Source organism: Oceanobacillus timonensis (assembly GCF_900166635.1).
Classification (GTDB): domain Bacteria; phylum Bacillota; class Bacilli; order Bacillales; family Amphibacillaceae; genus Oceanobacillus; species Oceanobacillus timonensis.
The window spans coordinates 2,597,388-2,616,004 of the sequence record NZ_LT800497.1 but is presented as its reverse complement, the minus strand read 5'-3'; the positions used below and the strand labels follow the sequence as shown (position 1 = coordinate 2,616,004).

Here is an 18,617-nt window from a genome sequence, read left to right as displayed (position 1 = left end):
TCCTTAGGCTTGTCTTTTACACAAACATATGAAGCGTACGCGCGATTTATGTTAAAAAGTTAACAGACATCTTTTAAATGGATGTCTGTTAACTTCTTATTCGTGAAATATTTGTATAGCTGTCTATAGGCCTCATTGGAATAGCACTTGTTTGAACAGCAGTTTGGGAGCTTTTTCAATTAATGGATATGGCGATATAGGCCGATAACTTTACCAAGAATCGTTACATTTTCATAATAGAGAGGCTCCATTGTCGGATTTTCAGGCTGCAGCCGGAATCGATTCTTTTCTTTAAAAAATCGTTTCACAGTAGCTTCATCTTCCTCGGTCATGGCCACAACAATATCGCCATTATCAGCAGAACTTTGCTGTTTAACGATAACCATATCATTATCCAGAATGCCTGCCTCAATCATACTTTCTCCTTCAATAATTAGTACAAACAGGTTATCATCCGGTCCGGCTGAAGAGCTGGGAACGGGAACAAATTCTTCAATATTTTCAATCGCAGTAATAGGAATTCCTGCGGTAACTTTACCAATTACCGGTACATAAATGGCTTTATCTCTGGGTGCTTCATTTTCATTACCATATATAACCTCAATTGCGCGGGGCTTGGTTGGATCTCTACGAATAAATCCTTTGTTTTCTAATCTTTCTAAATGACCATGAACAGTAGAGCTTGAAGCTAAACCGACAGCTACTGCAATTTCCCGGACAGAAGGCGGATAGCCTTTCTGTTCTACTTCTTCTTTAATAAAGTTAAAAATCATTTGCTGTCTTTTTGAAAGTTTTGTCATGATTTTCTCCCCTCTGGCATAGGTATTTGTTATTTACAGTATAGCATGTAATTTTATCTTTTACAAACAAACGTTCTAAAAAGTGTTGACAAGAACAGTTGTTCTTTATATACTATTTTTAGAACAGCTGTTCCGTGAATTTATAAAATAACTGAAGGGGAGTTTTAAAATGTTTGAAAAACTAATGAAGTCTGACGCGTTTTATATTGTAGCTTTTATTATTGCTTTACTTTTTTTATATGTAATGATGGTTACGACTGTTTAGGTTTTGGAACAGGATAACTTATTTCCTTGCTTATTTTATAACGTATTAATAGAATTTATAATGAAGGAAAATAAATGGTAAAAAAGGACAACCCGGGAAGTGGACAAGAACGGTTTGCCATTGGAGGATAGGACATTGAGAACGATTATTTATTGCCGGGTAAGTACGGATAAAAAAACACAGGAAACATCGCTTCAAAGACAATATGAAGAATTAACAGTCCTTGCTGAAAAATTAAATTTCACTGTCATAGATTGCATACAGGAAAAAGCCAGCAGTTATGATATCGACAGAGATGGTATATTTAAGCTTCTTGATTATTTTTCCCGTCAAGAAGCTGATTGTCTTTGTATTCAGGATGAAACAAGACTGGGAAGAGGAAATACAAAAATTGCTTTATTTCATCAACTTCGAAAAATGCAGATACCAATTTATACAGTAACGCATGAAGGAGAACTTGAACTGAATGAGGCGGATTCGATGGTGTTGGATATTGTTGGTATAGTAGAAGAACATCAGCGCAAATTACATAATATGAAAATAAAACGGGGCATGCGCAGGGCTGTAACCAATGGATATAACCCTCAAGAAAATTTAAACCATATCAATCAATCCCCTGGGAGAGAGCGTGCCGAAATTCCGATTAAAGAGATTGTCCGGTTACGCCAAAATAAATTAACATTTCAAGAAATTACAACGGTTTTAGAAGGACTCGGCTATCATGCGTCGAAGGCAACGATTCATCGGCGTTACCAGGAATATATCAATTCCTTGAATGATGACTGACAGTGACGTAATATAGAGAAGCAGAACAATAACTGCTCTTTATTCAGGATTGGAACTGGGACTATGTTTTTCTGTAGCGGTCATACTAACCTGACAACATTGCTATGCTTACTCGTCCCATCGAAAACCGTTTCGATTCCCTGTCCTGTTGCAACGTATTGACAACATTTTGAACGCTTAACTATAGAAGGAGGGACAAGTTATGTTGTCTAAAGATAAAATAGATAGAATAAATGTATTAGCGAATAAATCGAAAAATGAAGGATTAACAGAAGAAGAAAAAAAAGAACAGAAAGAACTTCGGGAAGAGTATCTGGCAAACGTACGGGGATCTTTCAAAAATCATTTAAAAGGGATGACGGTAGTTGACCCTGCAGGCAATGATGTGACGCCAAAAAAACTTCGTGATTATCAGGAACGTAACAAGAAACATTAGTAAGCCACATGGACTTAGCTTGTATCGTTCTGGATTTCATTATAAAATAGAGATATGAAAAGAATATGTTTGCAGTGGAAGGAGAAAAATAATGACACAACAAATTGAGCAATTATCGATTAATACCATTCGCACGTTAGCTATTGACGCGATTGAAAATGCAAGTTCAGGTCATCCAGGATTGCCGATGGGGGCAGCGCCAATGGCTTATACGCTTTGGACAGATTTTATGGATCACAATCCTAAGAATTCAAAATGGTTCAATCGGGACCGCTTTGTATTATCAGCTGGACACGGTTCTATGTTACTTTACAGCTTGCTGCATTTATCCGGCTATAAAGTATCTATTGGTGATTTGAAAAATTTCCGTCAATGGGATTCTAAAACACCGGGGCATCCGGAAGTGCATCATACGGACGGGGTTGAAGCTACAACTGGTCCATTAGGACAAGGAATTGCGATGTCCGTTGGAATGGCAATGGCAGAAGCGCATCTTGGCGCAACTTATAATAAAGAAGGATATAATGTAGTTGATCATTATACCTACGCGATTGTAAGCGATGGAGATTTAATGGAAGGGATTTCCCACGAATCAGCATCTCTGGCAGGACACATGGGGCTCGGCAAATTGATTGCTTTATATGATTCCAACGATATTTCATTAGACGGTGATTTAGATCGTTCCTTCTCCGATAACACAGAACAACGCTTTAAAGCATATGGCTGGCAAGTATTACGGGTAGAAGATGGTAATGATCTTGCGTCTATCCGTCAGGCAATTAAAGAAGCACAGCAAAATAAAGATCAGCCTACACTAATTGAAGTAAAAACGGTTATTGGTTATGGCTCTCCAAATAAATCTGCATCCAGCGCTGCGCACGGAGCTGCACTTGGGGCAGATGAAGTGAAGCTGACCAAGGAAAATTATAATTGGACGTATGATGAATTCCATGTACCTGAAGAAGTATATGCTGATTTCAAAGAAAAAATCGTCGATGACGGTTCAGATAAAGAAGCTGCATGGAATCAACTTGTAGCAGCTTATAAAGAAGCTTATCCTGAGCTAGGTAAAAACTTTGAACTGGCATTGAAAGGAGAACTTCCAGAAAACTGGGACGAACATTTACCAGTTTATGAGGAAGGATCTAAGCTGGCTACACGTGCATCTTCCGGGGAAGTATTAAATGCAGTTGCAAAAACTGTTCCAAACTTTTTTGGAGGCAGCGCGGACCTGGCTGGATCTAACAAAACAACAATCAATGATGAAACTGACTTTACAAAAGAAGATTATAGCGGACGTAATATCTGGTTCGGTGTACGCGAACACGCAATGGGGGCTGCGTTAAATGGCATGGCGCTTCACGGAGGACTGAATATCTTTGGAGGAACATTCTTTGTATTCAGTGACTATTTACGTCCTTCCATTCGCCTTGCATCTATTATGAATGCACCGGTAACTTATGTGTTCACACATGATTCGATTGCAGTAGGTGAAGATGGCCCGACTCATGAACCAATTGAACAATTGGCTGCTTTACGTGCTATGCCACATTTATCTCTCATTCGCCCAGCAGATGCCAATGAGGTACAAGCTGCCTGGAGAATAGCATTAGAGTCAACTAATCAGCCGACAGCCCTTGTGCTGACCCGACAAAACATTCCAACACTGGCTCATACAGCAGAGCTGGCATATGATGGTGTTAAAAAAGGTGCTTATATTGTAAGTGATTCTGAAAAAGAAACACCGGATACGCTTCTTCTAGCTACCGGTTCCGAAGTTCACTTGGCGGTTGCAGCTCAAGAAGCGCTTAAAGCAAAAAATATTGATGCTCGAGTTGTAAGTATGCCTTCGTGGGATCGTTTTGAAGCACAAGATGAAGCTTATAAAAACAAAGTACTTCCGAAAGAGGTAACTGCCAGAGTAGGAATTGAAATGGCTTCCTCATTTGGATGGGATCGTTATGTCGGCCTGGAAGGTAAGACACTAACAATTGATCGTTTCGGTGCTTCTGCTAATGGCGATTTAATCATTGAAAAATATGGTTTCACCGTAGAGAACGTTGTTCAATTAGTAGAAGAAGTAACAAAATAAAAAAGAATATATTATATCTATAAAGAGAGCAATGATAATATTGCTCTCTTTATTCTTGTATTCGACAAAAGAAGTTGTTTCTTGCACGCTATTTTGACAACTTCCGAAGATAGATTCCTCTATAATAATAGTCAAAGGGGGAATACGTGATGAATGAATACGCAATTTATTGGATAGAAGAAAATGTGGCAAAAAACTATTTCCATAAAAGTGATTTATTACATCGATTCTTTATGGAATGTGCTGAAAAAAAGGATGAAATTATAATAAGAAAGCAATTTCGATTTATAACACGAAAAATCCATTTTTATAAGTTCGCTATGCATTTAAAGACGTTTTCTTCACCGGAAATTAACGTAAAACGAATCGGAAATAGAGTTCTCGTAAAAAGAGGTAAGGAAGCCGTTTGCCTGTATTTTGAGAATGGAGAATTAATTTTAAAATGTCATCATTTGACTACGGCGGTGTCTCTGCTTTTCCCTATTTTAGAAGATATTCATCCTTATTTCTTTGTTCAGGGTAAGGATAACCCGCAATATGGGTGGATTTCTCCTAAACCAATAAAAGCTCTGGATGATGAAAGTCAAGTGTTGTATAATTTCCTCTAATCTAATATACTGTATTAGAGACAACACGAAGGAGGAAATGTAGTAACATGAGTACGATATGGGTAGTATTAATTGCAATTGCAGCTTTAATTGCTGGTGTTGCTCTTGGATTTTTTATTGCAAGAAAATATATGATGAACTACTTGAAAAAGAATCCGCCGATCAATGAGCAAATGCTTCGTACATTGATGATGCAAATGGGCCAGAAGCCGTCACAAAAGAAAATCAATCAAATGATGCGATCTATGAATAATCAAAATCAGAAATAACCCTTGATATATCTGTTTTTTACAACAATCTTGATTTTTTCTGATTATAATAAAAAACTGTCGGATTTATTTTTTCTTTAAAGTAAAAATTGATTGGTTAAGTATTTTCAAAAACCATTTTTCTGTTGAAAATGAAGCAGAAGGGTGGTTTTTTTGTTATCTTGTATGATTTAGTTACTCAACTTACGTACTTAAAAATAAGCATATAAACCTTGCTTTGAGTTAAAGTGTCCTGCTATTTTTTTGAACAGGGTATGGTGTACAGCTCCCGCTCCGGCCAACCACTCCGCCGCAGCGGTCGTCTTACTTCTTACACCTCACCCTTCCTATATTTATCAACAGATAGATGGAAGAAACGCCCAAACCCTGTTCCTATGGAAAGGAAGGTACTTTTTAAAGTACAATATAGTTATTACACCATCAAATTTAGCGAAGAACCGAAAACGGAGAAGCGAATATTTCGAGAATTTCATTCATAAAATGTATATAGATTGTCATAAATTTGACTTTTATTTTTTTAGTTCTCTGTTAAAATAGAAATGATTAAGGGGTGAGTCATGTGGAAGAGATTAATATTTTTCTGGCTTTTGCAGCTGGATTCCTTTCATTTATTTCGCCTTGTGTTCTTCCTTTATATCCTGTATTTCTTTCGTATATTACCGGGATGAGCATGGATGAAGTAAATCAAGATGATAAACGGCTCGATCGAAAAGCGATATTACATACAATATGTTTTCTAATCGGTTTTTCAAGTATTTTTATAATGATTGGATTTACGACAACCTATATTTCCGAATTTTTAATGACCTATCAAGATACCATCAGACAGATTGGTGCTATTTTAATTATATTTTTTGGTCTGGTTATTGTAGGCGTTTTAAATTTCGAATTTCTGATGAAAGATCGTAAAATACAGTTTAAAAACCGTCCCGCTGGTTTTTTTGGTTCAATTATTATTGGAATGGCGTTTTCTTTAGGCTGGACACCATGTACCGGACCGATTTTAATGGTTGTATTCTCGTTAGCTGCAACGAATCCTAATCTTGGACTTATCATGATGATTAGCTATATTTTAGGTTTTGCTATTCCTTTCTTGCTGCTTGCTTTCTTCATTGGCAAATTAAAGTGGTTTAGAAAACATAGTAAAAAGATGGTGAAAATTGGCGGTTGGATTATGGTATTCATGGGCGTTGCATTATTCTTTGATTGGATGACGAGAATTACAGCGTTTTTAGCAAATTTATTTGGATTTACCGGTTTTTAAACATTATTGATATGGTACTGGATTCCATTGAAAAACATTTTATTGTATGGGGAAATATTAGCCAAAATAATATGAATCGGTATTTTCCATTGTATAAAGAAAAGAGTTGTTATTTATGTATTTAGCAATTGCGACAACAGCTGTCTTTGCATTCATGGCAATTGTGATGATATTTGTGCGAATGCGTGCCTCCAGAAAACCGGCATCTGTAAAAAAAATTATTTTGCCACCTTTTTTCATGAGCACAGGGGCATTGATGTTCTTGTTTCCTATGTTCCGGATAAGCTGGCTTCAGGTTGCAGAAGCCTTGGTAGTAGGAATGATATTTTCTATATTTCTAATAAAAACATCAAAATTAGAGCATTCTGATGATAATATTTACGTCAAACCCTCCAAAATGTTTCCAGTTATTTTAGTTGGCTTATTAATCGTTCGTATTACCATTAAGCTGATAATTGGTACAAGCATCTCTGTAGGCGAGACCTCTGGCATGTTCTTTTTACTTGCCTTAGGAATGATAGGTACTTGGAGAATAGCGATGCTCTATCAATATGTACAATTAACCAAAAAGCAAAGTGCGTAACGACCTGCACTTTGCTTTTTGGTTACAGACAAACGCTCGGAATTCTTTGCTGCTAAAAACCTTTCTGTCAATAGATGTTTATCCAGATAGTCTTTGTATCCTATGAATTTTTCTGCTTGTATTTTTCTCTCCAATTTTCCTGATAATCCTCTTTGGACTGTTTGAAAAAAGGTTCATATGGCGTTACATCGATATTTTTTTCTTTTAATTTTTTGCGGAGAAATTTGTGGTCTTTTTTTGGTGTTGCTAGAATGTATCCCTCAATCAATGTTGAACGTGTGATGTTCGCCTCATCTTTCTGAATGGATAATTCTCCAATTTTACTGGCAATTTTTTGTCTAGCTACGTCTCTGAACAGTTCAGGGACAGGGGAAACCAGTTCTTCTAAAAAGTCTTTTTCTGTTTGCGGCCATTTATGTATGGTTTGCTCTAAATAATATTCTTCCCAATCCATAATGGATCGTCCGTCTTCTTTAGGGAGTCTTTTTAGAAACTTTCGAAACATAAAATATCCACCGATTGCCATCAAACCAATTAATAAACAGCCCCACAGTATAATAATCAGTGATACCATCGCGCACCTCCCCCTTCATTTTACATAAAAAAATTACGAATATTGCTAATTTATTATCAACTAATCAATTTATTTTTTTAGAAAATTGTAGTAACATTAATTTAACCATTGTTAAGTTTCCTTACTTTAACATTATAAAGACAATAAGAAATATACACAAGTATTCATAATTGTTTCGTCATAATCATACATATTATTTATAACAACTTCTGAAAGGAGCATGGGTATGGATAGAAATAATAGAAATGAAAACCCGAGTGACTTACAAAGTTCTGAAAGTCGTCATAATTTACACCCCGATGCAACGCTTTCAGCAGCCATTATTTCATGGCTGAGCAAGAAAATAGAAGGAATAGTGGTGGTCATGAATACAAATAATGAAATTGAATACATTAGCGATTCTGTGTACGGGATACTTGGCTATGAGCCAAAAGAAGTAATCGGAAAAACGTGGAGCGATTCCCCGATAAAAATCGATTCAGAAATTATTTCGCAAGTTGTAGCAGATGACGAAATGAAACATAAAAAACTCTTAATTGATATTTTGGATAAGGATGGGGAACAGCTTTCTTTTTCTTGTGAGCTAGATAATATTTTTCAAGATATAGCTGTAGAAAAGAAATACCTGTTTTATTTGGAACGAAAAGAAGAGGATACCAGATTGGATGATTTAATGATTCGTTCGGAGAAAATGAATGTAGCCGGACAGCTGGCTGCCAGTTTAGCTCACGAAATTCGCAATCCACTTACATCGCTGAAAGGGTTTCTGCAATTACTCCAGGCGGGTGCTCAGCATAAAGAGGAGTATTTTAATGTGATGATTGAAGAAGTCGAAAAAATTGAATCAATCACGTCTGAATTATTATTTATTTCCAAACCGCTTACAAATAACCGTTCTAAAGAAAAAGTAACAAAAATGATGCAAGACGTGGAATTGTTATTACAATCTCAAGCGAATCAAAAAGATATTCATATTCAGTTACAAAGCAGTACAGAAGCATCTATTCTTTGTGATCGTTCCCAAATCAAACAGGTTTTGATTAATTTGGTGAAAAATGCCATTGAGGCAATGGAGCAATCCGGAAAGATAGTTGTAGAAGCGGAAGAAATAGAGCATAAAGTAAAATTGTCTGTTATTGATGAAGGCTGCGGATTGCCGGAAGATACCTTGCACCGATTAGGAGAGCCATTTTTCACAACAAAAAGTTCTGGTACTGGACTGGGGCTGTTGATTACGAAAAAAATTCTTACGAACCATGATGCAGATCTCCACATGTTTAATAATGCACGTAAAGGGAGTACATTTGAGATTATATTCCCTAAGGCTGATGACGAAACTGGTATAGACGAATAAATATATCCTGATTTTTGTATTCTTTTTTTCTATTGATAATTCTGCAATCATATAAGTTTAATTTATCCCTTGGCATAACTTTTTACTATCTACTATTTAACAATAATTATTTGTTTTATTTACTAGATTCCTATATTATATATTATGAACGGTTTATTAATTAGAATAGTTGATGAAAGAAAAAGGAATACCTTCTTCATTTTAAATGGGAGAAGGATAGGAAATGAAAGGGGTAACACAATATGTCGAACACAAATGCGTACAATGCAAAAAAGCAGTTCGAATTAAATGGTAAAACGTATCATTATTACCGTTTAAAAACGCTGGAAGAAGCGGGATTAGGTAAAGTAGATCGCTTGCCTTTTTCTGTCCGTGTTCTTTTAGAATCATTATTAAGACAACAAGACGGGCATCAAATTAAAAATGAGCATGTTGAATCCTTAGCACAATGGGGAACAGATAAGGCTACAGGGGAAGATGTTCCATTCAAACCTTCCCGTGTCATCCTGCAAGACTTTACAGGTGTACCTGCCGTTGTGGATCTGGCATCCCTGCGTAAAGCAACCGTAGATCTTGGGGGAGAACCGGACAAAATCAACCCGGAAGTTCCGGTAGATTTGGTTATTGACCACTCTGTTCAAGTTGACCAATATGGAACAGCCGATGCATTACGTGCAAATATGGAATTGGAGTTTGAACGTAATGCGGAGCGTTATCAGTTTTTAAACTGGGCGCAAAAAGCATTTAATAATTACCGTGCAGTACCGCCTGCAACCGGAATTGTCCATCAGGTAAACCTGGAGTATTTGGCTGATGTGGTCCATGCACGTGAAAATGAAGATGGTACGTTTGATACCTTCCCTGATTCACTTGTAGGTACTGACTCTCATACAACTATGATTAACGGTCTTGGTATCCTTGGCTGGGGTGTCGGCGGAATTGAAGCTGAAGCAGGCATGCTTGGACAGCCATCTTATTTCCCTGCACCAGAAGTAATCGGCGTAAAATTCACCGGCTCTTTCCCGAATGGAACAACAGCAACCGACTTGGCATTGAAAGTAACACAAGTACTGCGTGAACAAAATGTTGTCGGGAAATTTGTTGAGTACTTTGGTCCAGGGCTGAAAGATATGCCATTGGCGGATCGTGCTACGATTTCCAATATGGCTCCGGAATATGGCGCTACTTGTGGTTTCTTCCCAGTTGACCAAGAAACACTTGATTACTTAAAATTAACCGGCCGCAGTGATGAACTGATCAGCGTTGTTGAAAAATACAGTAAAGAAAATGATTTATGGTATGACGCTGATGATGTGGATCCGGAATATACAAAAGTCATTGAAATTAACTTGTCCGAATTAGAGCCGAATCTTTCCGGTCCAAAACGTCCGCAAGATTTAATTGCTCTTTCTGACATGAAAAAAGAATTTAATAAAGCAATTACTGCCAAAGAAGGAAACCAAGGATTTGGATTAGATAAATCTGAATTTGATAAAGAAGTTGAAATCAACCATCCAAATGGAAAAACTTCTGTCATGAAAACAGGAAGCCTTGCTATCGCGGCTATTACCTCTTGTACAAACACATCGAACCCATATGTGATGTTAGGTGCAGGATTGGTTGCGAAAAAAGCAGTTGAAAAAGGCTTGGAAGTTCCTGAATACGTAAAAACTTCTTTAGCACCAGGTTCAAAAGTTGTAACACGCTACTTAGAAGACGCTGGTTTACAAACGTATTTAGATAAACTTGGCTTTAATCTTGTAGGGTATGGATGTACAACATGTATCGGTAACTCCGGGCCTTTACGTGAAGAGATTGAAGAAGCAATAGCAGCGAATGATTTAGTTGCGTCTTCTGTATTGTCCGGTAACCGTAACTTTGAAGGTCGTATCCATCCGCTGGTAAAAGCAAACTATCTTGCTTCTCCACCGCTTGTTGTTGCGTACGCGTTAGCAGGTACAACGGATCTTGACCTTGTGAAGGAGCCTATCGGCAAAGATTCAGAAGGTAACGATGTTTACATGAAGGATATCTGGCCAACACTTACAGAAATTAAAGAGGAAGTTCAAAAAGTAGTAACACCTGAAATTTTCCGTAAAGAGTATGAAGATGTATTCAACTCAAACGAAAAGTGGAATGAAATTGATACAACAGATGAACCGTTGTTTGAATGGGATGAGGATTCTACTTATATCCAAAACCCGCCATTCTTTGAAGGGTTAACACCTGAAGCAGGTACTGTTGAGCCACTTAGTGGATTACGTGCTATCGGCCTGTTTGGAGATTCTGTCACAACCGACCATATCTCACCAGCAGGTGCTATCGCAAAAGATATGCCAGCAGGTAAGTTCTTGCAGGAAAAAGGTGTTTCCCCTAGAAACTTTAACTCTTACGGATCTCGCCGTGGTAACCATGAGATTATGATGCGTGGTACATTTGCAAACATTCGTATTCGTAACTTGCTGGCTCCTGGCACAGAGGGCGGTTATACAACATACTGGCCAACTGGCGAAGTCATGGCAATCTATGATGCTGCAATGAAATATCAGCAAGATGGAACAGGTCTTGTCGTTATTGGCGGAAAAGATTATGGAATGGGATCATCCCGTGACTGGGCTGCAAAAGGTACAAATCTGTTAGGAATCAAAACAGTAATTGCAGAAAGCTTCGAGCGTATTCACCGTTCTAACCTTGTTATGATGGGCGTATTGCCGCTTCAATTTGAAAAAGGCGACAGTGCGGAAAGCTTAGGATTAACTGGAAAAGAAACATTTGCTGTAGAAGTAGATGAGTCTGTGAAACCAGGTGATTTAGTGAATGTAACGGCAACAGATGAAGCTGGAAAAGTAACTACCTTTAAAGCAGTTGCCCGTTTTGATAGTGATGTTGAAATTGATTACTACCGTCATGGTGGTATCCTGCGCATGGTATTGCGTAATAAAGTCAAAGCATAAACAACTAGTTGTTTATGCTGATGAAGAAAAAGAGTTTTGCTGTTAGAAGGCAAAACTCTTTTTCTATGGGTAATTCATATTCTTTACAAAATTTGCGTTCCTCTGTACGATAGAAGAAGGAAAACAATGTGGATGGTGGGAGATACGATTGTATAAACGGATATTTGCGCTTATTCTATTGCTTATTCTTGTCGGGATTGTTATTGCTAATGTACTCGTAGATAGAACAGATGATACAGCGGAGGGAGAGGAAGAAGAGGCGGAACTTGTAGATGATGGTTCTTCCAGCCAAGGTGCCGGTATTGCACCTGCAGAAAGTGCTGGGATAGAACCGGGGGAGCCTGCTCCTGACTTTGAACTGGAGACGTTGGAAGGAGAAAGTTTCCGTTTGTCTGATTTACAAGGACAGAAAGTAATATTAAATTTCTGGTATTCCTGGTGTCCTCCATGTATCGAGGAAATGCCTGAAATACAGGATTTCTATGAAGATTATCAAGATGAGGTGGAAGTAGTTGCTGTTAATATGACACAGCATGAGAATCAATTGTCGGATGTTGGGGATTTTATTGATGAAAATGAACATACTTTTACGGTACCGTTAGATAAAGATAACTCATTATCAGAACCGTATGTGGTCTATGCTGCACCGACGACTTATTTTATAGGGACAGATGGTACGATACAACAACCCAGAAGAATTGGACCGATGGATTATGAATTTATGGAAGAAATGGTTCAGGAAATGGATTGATTGACGGAAATGGAAGAGGAGGAAGAAAGCTTGTTAGTTACAGAAACACCGATAGAAGTGAGATATCAAGAAACCGACCAGATGGGAGTGGTTTATCACGCAAACTATCTCGTGTGGTTCGAAATCGGCCGTACAAAGTTTGTAGAAGCTTTAGGACTCAATTACCAACAAGGTATGGAACAGCATCATGTTGTTTCGCCGGTGATTGATGCGCAGATTTCTTATAAAAATGCTGTACGCTATGGTGAAAAACCGGTTGTGAAGACATGGCTGGAGGATTATGATGGTTTACGTACGGTTTACCGTTATGAAATTTTAACGGAAAAAGGAGACATTGCTGTTACAGGTACAACGACACATACCATTGTTGATAAAGATACCTTTCGGCCGCTGTCTATCCGCAGAAAATTTCCGGATTGGCATGCTGCCTATCAAAAACAGCTTGGCAGTTAAGAAAGTATAAACTTTCTTATTGCATAAGTGTAACTAAGGTTGTCATCTAAAGGCTTGGTGGCAACCAAGTTTTCTAAAGAAAGAGGATTAGGAATGGCTTTTGGATTAAAGAGAGAAGAATTAAACCAGTGGAAGCGCAATGTCCGAGCTGGAAAAATTGATTTTATTACACATTATTGGCTGGACGATCGCTTTCCTGGTTGCAATACAGTAACCAAAGTGGGTTGCAGTGATTTGGAAAAACTGAAAGAATGGGGCAGAAAATATCAGTTGGATGAATCCTGGATTGATTTAAAGCCGGAGTATCCCCATTTTGATTTATTCGGTGACTATCAATGGAAAATTTTAAAATCAGAAAATAAGCTGGAACAATTGGAACGGTTTCAATAAGAAAAACGCAGGTAGATATTTACTTACCTGCGTTTTTCTTATGGAGTGTAATCTATTCTTGTCTTTCTAGATATTCTATTTTAGGTTCTTCACTGGAATCATCATAAGTAACGGACAAATCAGCACCTTCAAAATACCAGTCATCTGATTCTTCAATAAAAAATAGAATGTCATTCACCTTTGTCGATGCCGATTCATTTTCGGGTGCTTCCGCTTTAATACCGAGTGAAAATCCCGCTATTCTGCCGCCGACTCCACCATATCTCGGGAAGAACCGAACATTTTGTTCATCTTGTAAGTCTAACTCTTCTTTATACCAATTTGCGGCTTGTTCAGATACTGTTATTTCCATTATATCTCTCCCTTCCAAGAAAAAGTATCTTAAGGATGCTTTTTCTTTTCAACCTTTTCCGGAACGTAATCCACGCCTCCTGCATGAAATGGATGGCATTTACTAATTCTTTTTATAGATAATATAGCCCCTTTAAAAAAACCAAAACGTCGAAACGCTTCCAATGCGTAAGCGGAACAAGTTGGATAAAAACGGCAGCTTGCTGGTGTGAAAGGGCTGATAGCAAGCTGGTAAAAGCGGATCAGCCCTATAAAAATATATTTCATTTGATAATCACCCTTGTCTGTTGCGTTTATCATAGGTGACAGAAGCAATAGCATCATGCATATGAATCGACTCTTCATTACGACAGGCTACATGAAACTGCATGACGGCAGGTAATTCATATAAATCAGCAGCAACTAAACGAACAATATCCTCCACAAATCGGGGATTTTCATAGGCAGATTCTGTTACCATTTTTTCATCCGGTCTTTTCAAAACAGGATGGAGTCTGGCACTTGCATTACTTTCAGCGGCTTCTAATAAAAGAACCTTCCAATCCCCATCTGCATTGGAAAAATCAGAGTCCAGTTCTGCTTCGATTGTTACATTACCACGTTGATTATGAGCGCTGTATTCGCTGATTTCTTTGGAGCAGGGGCATAATGTTGTGATTTGCACATTTAAAGAAACATTAATCTGATACCCCTTGTTGACGGAATAACAAACGGAAACAGAGGCTTCCGCATGGTTTAACCCGGCTGCAGAACTATACGGTGCTTTACGCTCATAAAACCAGGGAAAGCTGACGGAAATCGTTGCATCTGTCTGTTCCAGTTTCATAGCCAATTCCTTTGTAAACTGTTTTAATGCATCCACAGAAACAGTAAAACCATTTTGATGATATTGTTCCAGCAGTTCCATGAAACGGCTCATATTCGTTCCTTTACTATTTGCAGGGATACTGGATGAAAATGTGAATGTGCCCACAGTGGTTTGTTCAGATGGTGCTTGTCCGCTTAAAACACGGACAGGGTATTTTACATTAGAAACACCGACGGCATCTAAATCAAAAAGAAAATCGCGTTTCACATTTTGCAAATCAGCCATTTTGTTTTTGTCAGTCGGTTTTTTCTTCTCACCAGGCGGTACAGAACCAAATAATTTATGTCTTTCTTCCTTTGAAGGAAGTTTTTTTAATGGAATCGTGTTTAATTGTTGCATAAAAACGCCCTTTCTAAATAAACGCCTGAAGTGTTCAAGTGTTTAAACAATCATTATAGCCACTAGTATACTGAATCAAGCTTAAATATTCAATCTATCGGCTTTACATCCAAGTTATTTTAGGCTCTGTTCCATTTATGATTCGTTTAATGTTAGCCCAATGCCGATACGCTACAAAAATGGTTAATATCAGGATAACAATGGTTAATCCGGTGTTTTGGAAAAACAAGGATGCAAAAAAGGCAACAACCCCTGTGATCATAGAGGAAAGGGAAACATACTTAGATAGATATAACGAAAGTAAGAATGTTGCAATCATAATAATAAATAAGATAGGATTAATCCCCAGAATCATTCCGCCGGATGTTGCGACCGCTTTGCCGCCCTTAAATTTAGCAAAAACCGGATAAGTATGTCCTAAAACAGCAATAATACCAATAATTAATGGATAAGCATCGGCGTTAAATAATTGCGGCAACACAGCTGCTGTCGTCCCTTTTAAAATGTCACCCAGAATGACAATGCTTCCTGCTTTAAAACCAAGTACGCGGAAGGCATTAGTAGCTCCAAGATTACCGCTTCCATGTTCACGAATGTCTATTTTATAACCAATCTTGCCAATGACTAAGGCGAATGGAATAGATCCTAAGAGATAAGCAATGATCCCGAAAATAATATAATCCATACGTTCCCAACTCTCTTTTTCAAATTCTTATTCTATGTTCCTATGGCTATTTTAGCATGAACCAATCCGTTTAAGTACATATTTTTTTACACTTTAAAAAAGTATACGTGTCATGAAGGCAATTTGTTGTCTTTCCTCCCTTGTTGCACTAAGTTTTCTTTAGAAAAGTGTTTCAAAGCCTGTTTTAGGAAGGAGCTAATTCTTATTTTCTTTTAACGGCAATGAAAATAAAATAATGAATGGGTTTTAAACACGTATAATCGGGAATCGTTTTTAGAGGAGGTTTTTTATGATTACTTTTGATGATGTTACAAAAACATACCCGGATGGTACAACCGCTGTCAATCAATTTAATCTGACAGTGGAAAAGGGTGAATTTATGACATTAATCGGTCCCAGCGGCTGCGGAAAAACAACGACAATGAAGATGATTAACCGCCTGATTGATCCATCTGAAGGGACGATATACATAGACGGAAAACCGGTAAGTGACTATTCCATTCATGAATTACGATGGAATATTGGATACGTCCTGCAGCAGATTGCCTTATTTCCCCATATGACTATTCAGGAAAATATCCAGGTGGTTCCTGAACTATTGAAGTGGAAAAAAGGAGAAGTAGATAAACGGACGGATGAGTTATTGGATATGGTAGGGCTAGACCCGTCTACTTTTAAAAAACGTTATCCGCTGGAATTGTCTGGTGGCCAGCAGCAGCGTATCGGTGTTATCCGGGCATTGGCTGCAGATCCGGACATTGTTTTAATGGACGAGCCGTTCAGTGCACTTGATCCAATCAGCAGGGAACAATTACAAATCGATATCGACAAATTGCAAAAAGAAATAAAAAAGACGATTGTGTTTGTAACACATGATATGGATGAGGCATTAAAAATGAGTGACCGGATTTGTTTAATGAGAGAAGGAAGTGTAGTACAGTGCGGCTCACCGGAGCAATTAATGAAGCACCCCCAAAATGGTTTTGTGGAAGAATTTATCGGAAACCGACAATCACCGTGGCTGAAATCTATTCAGGATGTAATGAAAAAAGAGGAACAGCCTGTACTTGAACAGACACCGGAAAACAGCGTGACGATTCCTGCAAAAAGTACACTGGAAGATGCATATGCCATCATCCATTCGGCAAACCAGACGGACTTTCCGGTAGTAGATAATAATCAAAAAGTCGTCGGAACAGTGACAAGGGACGAACTCCTTCAATACTTCTATCAGCAGGAGAAGGAAGGAGCGAGTGTTTTATGAACGCATTGATTGACGTGTTCCAGAACAGGCAGGATATGCTCTTTCAGGCTATTTGGGAGCATTTGCAAATTTCTTTAATTTCCCTTGGTATTGCTATTTTAATTGCTGTACCGATAGGCATTATGCTGACAAGATATCCGCGCGTTGCGGAACCTATCATTGGTACTTCAGCTGTTTTACAGACCATACCAAGTCTTGCTGTGCTTGCTTTTTTAATACCGTTTTTGGGAATTGGTATCCAGCCGGCGGTCGTTGCACTTATTCTTTATGGACTGCTGCCCATTCTCCGAAATACATACACCGGAATAGCCGAAGTAGACCCGGCTTTACAGGAAGCTGCCAGAGGCATGGGGATGAATACAAGAAAGCAATTAATGAAGGTGGATCTACCAATTGCAATGCCTGTTATTATGGCAGGTATCCGTACCTCCATGGTTCTTATCGTGGGGACAACAACCATCGCGGCTTTAATTGGTGCCGGCGGTCTTGGAGATATTATTTTACTTGGGTTAGACCGTGGAGGAGATATTCCGCTTGTATTATTGGGGGCCATTCCAGCTGCTTTATTAGCTATTATACTTGATTTTATTCTGCGCTTATTTGAGAAGCTGTCTAAAAATTACGGAATCAAAGCTTTTACAGCAATGTTGATTGTTGTTGTTTTAGTTGCAACTATTCCGTTTATGATTCCGAGCAATCAAAAAGGGGATATTGTGATAGCCGGGAAATTAGGAGCAGAGCCGGAAATCATCATGAATCTGTATAAAATATTAATCGAAGAGGAAAGCGATATTACCGTTGATTTAGAACCGAACCTCGGAAAAACAGATATGGTATTTAACGCACTGCAGCAAGGCAGCATTGATATTTACCCGGAATTTACAGGAACCGTTATTGTTTCGATGCTTGATGAACAGGCGGAATCCAATGAAGCAGAAGAAGTATATGCACAAGCAAGGGATGGCATCAAAGAAGCATATAATTTGGAACTTTTAGAGCCAATGTTGTTTAATAATACGTATACGGTAGCAGTGACAGAAGAATTTGCAGAAGAAAATAATCTGCGTGATATCTCTGACTTGAAGACAATTGAAGATCAGGTGACAGCCGGTTTCACATTAGAGTTTAATGACCGCTATGATGGTTATGTCGGGATGAAGGATCTTTATAATCTGGATTTTAATGAGGTAAATACGATGGATCCAGGTCTGCGTCAGGAAGCCATTTCCAGTGGAGAGGTAGATGTGATTGATGCTTATGGAACAGACAGCTATATGGTAGAATTAGGGCTGGTATCCTTGGGAGACTCTGAAAACTTGTTCCCGCCATATCAGGGTGCTCCGTTAATGCGTGAAGATACGTTAGAACAGTATCCAGAACTGGAGGACATACTGAATCAGCTGAGCGGGCAAATTACAGATGAGGAAATGCAGGAGATGAATTACCAAGTGGATTATGAGGATGCATCTGCAGAAGATGTTGCCAGAGATTATTTGACAGAAAAAGGCTTTGTGGAATAATTAGAATGAAA

The 18,617-nt window shown here is 38.3% G+C and carries 20 protein-coding genes; 14 read left to right on the top strand and 6 right to left on the bottom strand.

Annotated elements, in window-relative coordinates; translation table 11 throughout:
• Positions 1-179: 179 nt before the first annotated feature.
• Positions 180-800: a transcriptional repressor LexA gene (lexA, locus tag B7E05_RS12760; RefSeq protein ID WP_080874563.1), complete on the bottom strand. Its 621-nt coding sequence runs from the start codon at positions 798-800 to the stop codon at positions 180-182.
• Positions 801-1,200: 400 nt separating this feature from the next.
• On the opposite strand from lexA, the gene B7E05_RS12755 reads away from it, so the two are divergent.
• The 7 genes from B7E05_RS12755 (at position 1,201) to B7E05_RS12725 (ending at position 7,103) form a co-directional block, all read left to right on the top strand.
• Positions 1,201-1,851: a YneB family resolvase-like protein gene (locus tag B7E05_RS12755; protein ID WP_080874562.1), complete on the top strand. Its 651-nt coding sequence runs from the start codon at positions 1,201-1,203 to the stop codon at positions 1,849-1,851.
• A gap of 202 nt (positions 1,852-2,053) precedes the next feature.
• Positions 2,054-2,287, top strand: a complete 234-nt coding sequence (locus B7E05_RS12750) for a DUF896 domain-containing protein (protein ID WP_080874561.1) — start codon at positions 2,054-2,056, stop codon at positions 2,285-2,287.
• 91 nt (positions 2,288-2,378) lie between these two features.
• The gene (gene tkt, locus B7E05_RS12745; RefSeq protein ID WP_080874560.1) at positions 2,379-4,379 is read left to right on the top strand and encodes a transketolase; all 2,001 of its coding nucleotides are present in this window, start codon (positions 2,379-2,381) and stop codon (positions 4,377-4,379) included.
• A 149-nt stretch (positions 4,380-4,528) separates the two neighbouring features.
• On the top strand, positions 4,529-4,987 hold the full coding sequence (sirA, locus tag B7E05_RS12740; protein ID WP_080874559.1) for a sporulation inhibitor of replication protein SirA: 459 nt from the start codon (positions 4,529-4,531) through the stop codon (positions 4,985-4,987).
• Positions 4,988-5,034: 47 nt separating this feature from the next.
• Positions 5,035-5,256 (top strand): YneF family protein, encoded by a 222-nt coding sequence (locus B7E05_RS12735; protein WP_080874558.1) that lies wholly within the window; start codon positions 5,035-5,037, stop codon positions 5,254-5,256.
• 559 nt (positions 5,257-5,815) lie between these two features.
• A complete protein-coding gene (locus B7E05_RS12730) occupies positions 5,816-6,520 on the top strand; it encodes a cytochrome c biogenesis CcdA family protein (protein WP_080874557.1) in 705 nt (234 codons plus the stop codon).
• Between the two features lie 115 nt (positions 6,521-6,635).
• Positions 6,636-7,103, top strand: a complete 468-nt coding sequence (locus tag B7E05_RS12725) for a CcdC family protein (RefSeq protein ID WP_080874556.1) — start codon at positions 6,636-6,638, stop codon at positions 7,101-7,103.
• 100 nt (positions 7,104-7,203) lie between these two features.
• Here the strand turns inward: B7E05_RS12725 and B7E05_RS12720 are convergent, their stop codons facing one another.
• Positions 7,204-7,677: a DUF2621 family protein gene (locus B7E05_RS12720; protein WP_080874555.1), complete on the bottom strand. Its 474-nt coding sequence runs from the start codon at positions 7,675-7,677 to the stop codon at positions 7,204-7,206.
• 226 nt (positions 7,678-7,903) lie between these two features.
• Here B7E05_RS12720 and B7E05_RS12715 point away from each other — a divergent pair, with 226 nt between their 5' ends.
• The 5 genes from B7E05_RS12715 (at position 7,904) to B7E05_RS12695 (ending at position 13,579) form a co-directional block, all read left to right on the top strand.
• Positions 7,904-9,031: an ATP-binding protein gene (locus tag B7E05_RS12715; RefSeq protein ID WP_080874554.1), complete on the top strand. Its 1,128-nt coding sequence runs from the start codon at positions 7,904-7,906 to the stop codon at positions 9,029-9,031.
• Positions 9,032-9,273: 242 nt separating this feature from the next.
• Positions 9,274-11,985: an aconitate hydratase AcnA gene (acnA, locus tag B7E05_RS12710; RefSeq protein WP_080874553.1), complete on the top strand. Its 2,712-nt coding sequence runs from the start codon at positions 9,274-9,276 to the stop codon at positions 11,983-11,985.
• Between the two features lie 148 nt (positions 11,986-12,133).
• On the top strand, positions 12,134-12,736 hold the full coding sequence (locus tag B7E05_RS12705; RefSeq protein ID WP_080874552.1) for a TlpA family protein disulfide reductase: 603 nt from the start codon (positions 12,134-12,136) through the stop codon (positions 12,734-12,736).
• 30 nt (positions 12,737-12,766) lie between these two features.
• The gene (locus B7E05_RS12700) at positions 12,767-13,189 is read left to right on the top strand and encodes an acyl-CoA thioesterase (RefSeq protein ID WP_080876301.1); all 423 of its coding nucleotides are present in this window, start codon (positions 12,767-12,769) and stop codon (positions 13,187-13,189) included.
• Between the two features lie 93 nt (positions 13,190-13,282).
• On the top strand, positions 13,283-13,579 hold the full coding sequence (locus B7E05_RS12695; RefSeq protein ID WP_080874551.1) for a hypothetical protein: 297 nt from the start codon (positions 13,283-13,285) through the stop codon (positions 13,577-13,579).
• Positions 13,580-13,631: 52 nt separating this feature from the next.
• Here B7E05_RS12695 and B7E05_RS12690 read toward each other — a convergent pair whose 3' ends face one another.
• The 4 genes from B7E05_RS12690 to plsY form a co-directional block, all read right to left on the bottom strand.
• Positions 13,632-13,931, bottom strand: a complete 300-nt coding sequence (locus B7E05_RS12690; protein ID WP_080874550.1) for a HesB/YadR/YfhF family protein — start codon at positions 13,929-13,931, stop codon at positions 13,632-13,634.
• Between the two features lie 29 nt (positions 13,932-13,960).
• Positions 13,961-14,197 (bottom strand): membrane protein insertion efficiency factor YidD, encoded by a 237-nt coding sequence (gene yidD / locus B7E05_RS12685; protein WP_080874549.1) that lies wholly within the window; start codon positions 14,195-14,197, stop codon positions 13,961-13,963.
• Positions 14,198-14,204: 7 nt separating this feature from the next.
• A complete protein-coding gene (gene folE2, locus B7E05_RS12680) occupies positions 14,205-15,137 on the bottom strand; it encodes a GTP cyclohydrolase FolE2 (RefSeq protein WP_080874548.1) in 933 nt (310 codons plus the stop codon).
• A gap of 103 nt (positions 15,138-15,240) precedes the next feature.
• Positions 15,241-15,822, bottom strand: a complete 582-nt coding sequence (gene plsY / locus B7E05_RS12675; protein WP_080874547.1) for a glycerol-3-phosphate 1-O-acyltransferase PlsY — start codon at positions 15,820-15,822, stop codon at positions 15,241-15,243.
• A gap of 289 nt (positions 15,823-16,111) precedes the next feature.
• On the opposite strand from plsY, the gene B7E05_RS12670 reads away from it, so the two are divergent.
• Together B7E05_RS12670 and B7E05_RS12665 are read left to right on the top strand one after the other, a co-directional pair.
• Positions 16,112-17,086: an ABC transporter ATP-binding protein gene (locus tag B7E05_RS12670; RefSeq protein WP_080874546.1), complete on the top strand. Its 975-nt coding sequence runs from the start codon at positions 16,112-16,114 to the stop codon at positions 17,084-17,086.
• Positions 17,083-18,606 carry an ABC transporter permease/substrate-binding protein gene (locus B7E05_RS12665; RefSeq protein WP_080874545.1) on the top strand — a complete coding sequence of 508 codons (1,524 nt, stop codon included), beginning with the start codon at positions 17,083-17,085 and terminating at the stop codon, positions 18,604-18,606. The genes B7E05_RS12670 and B7E05_RS12665 overlap by 4 nt, the downstream gene beginning before the upstream one ends.
• The last annotated feature ends 11 nt before the right edge of the window (positions 18,607-18,617 follow it).

What these genes read in the sequence shown, in the direction of transcription:
- B7E05_RS12735 (WP_080874558.1), top strand. Translation starts at nt 5,035, where the DNA reads ATGAGTACGATATGGGTAGTATTAATTGCAATTGCAGCTTTAATTGCT.
- folE2 (WP_080874548.1), bottom strand. Translation starts at nt 15,137, where the DNA reads ATGCAACAATTAAACACGATTCCATTAAAAAAACTTCCTTCAAAGGAA.
- B7E05_RS12690 (WP_080874550.1), bottom strand. Translation starts at nt 13,931, where the DNA reads ATGGAAATAACAGTATCTGAACAAGCCGCAAATTGGTATAAAGAAGAG.
- lexA (WP_080874563.1), bottom strand. Translation starts at nt 800, where the DNA reads ATGACAAAACTTTCAAAAAGACAGCAAATGATTTTTAACTTTATTAAA.
- B7E05_RS12665 (WP_080874545.1), top strand. Translation starts at nt 17,083, where the DNA reads ATGAACGCATTGATTGACGTGTTCCAGAACAGGCAGGATATGCTCTTT.
- B7E05_RS12670 (WP_080874546.1), top strand. Translation starts at nt 16,112, where the DNA reads ATGATTACTTTTGATGATGTTACAAAAACATACCCGGATGGTACAACC.
- B7E05_RS12720 (WP_080874555.1), bottom strand. Translation starts at nt 7,677, where the DNA reads ATGGTATCACTGATTATTATACTGTGGGGCTGTTTATTAATTGGTTTG.
- B7E05_RS12750 (WP_080874561.1), top strand. Translation starts at nt 2,054, where the DNA reads ATGTTGTCTAAAGATAAAATAGATAGAATAAATGTATTAGCGAATAAA.
- B7E05_RS12715 (WP_080874554.1), top strand. Translation starts at nt 7,904, where the DNA reads ATGGATAGAAATAATAGAAATGAAAACCCGAGTGACTTACAAAGTTCT.
- plsY (WP_080874547.1), bottom strand. Translation starts at nt 15,822, where the DNA reads ATGGATTATATTATTTTCGGGATCATTGCTTATCTCTTAGGATCTATT.
- sirA (WP_080874559.1), top strand. Translation starts at nt 4,529, where the DNA reads ATGAATGAATACGCAATTTATTGGATAGAAGAAAATGTGGCAAAAAAC.
- B7E05_RS12725 (WP_080874556.1), top strand. Translation starts at nt 6,636, where the DNA reads ATGTATTTAGCAATTGCGACAACAGCTGTCTTTGCATTCATGGCAATT.
- acnA (WP_080874553.1), top strand. Translation starts at nt 9,274, where the DNA reads ATGTCGAACACAAATGCGTACAATGCAAAAAAGCAGTTCGAATTAAAT.
- yidD (WP_080874549.1), bottom strand. Translation starts at nt 14,197, where the DNA reads ATGAAATATATTTTTATAGGGCTGATCCGCTTTTACCAGCTTGCTATC.
- tkt (WP_080874560.1), top strand. Translation starts at nt 2,379, where the DNA reads ATGACACAACAAATTGAGCAATTATCGATTAATACCATTCGCACGTTA.
- B7E05_RS12695 (WP_080874551.1), top strand. Translation starts at nt 13,283, where the DNA reads ATGGCTTTTGGATTAAAGAGAGAAGAATTAAACCAGTGGAAGCGCAAT.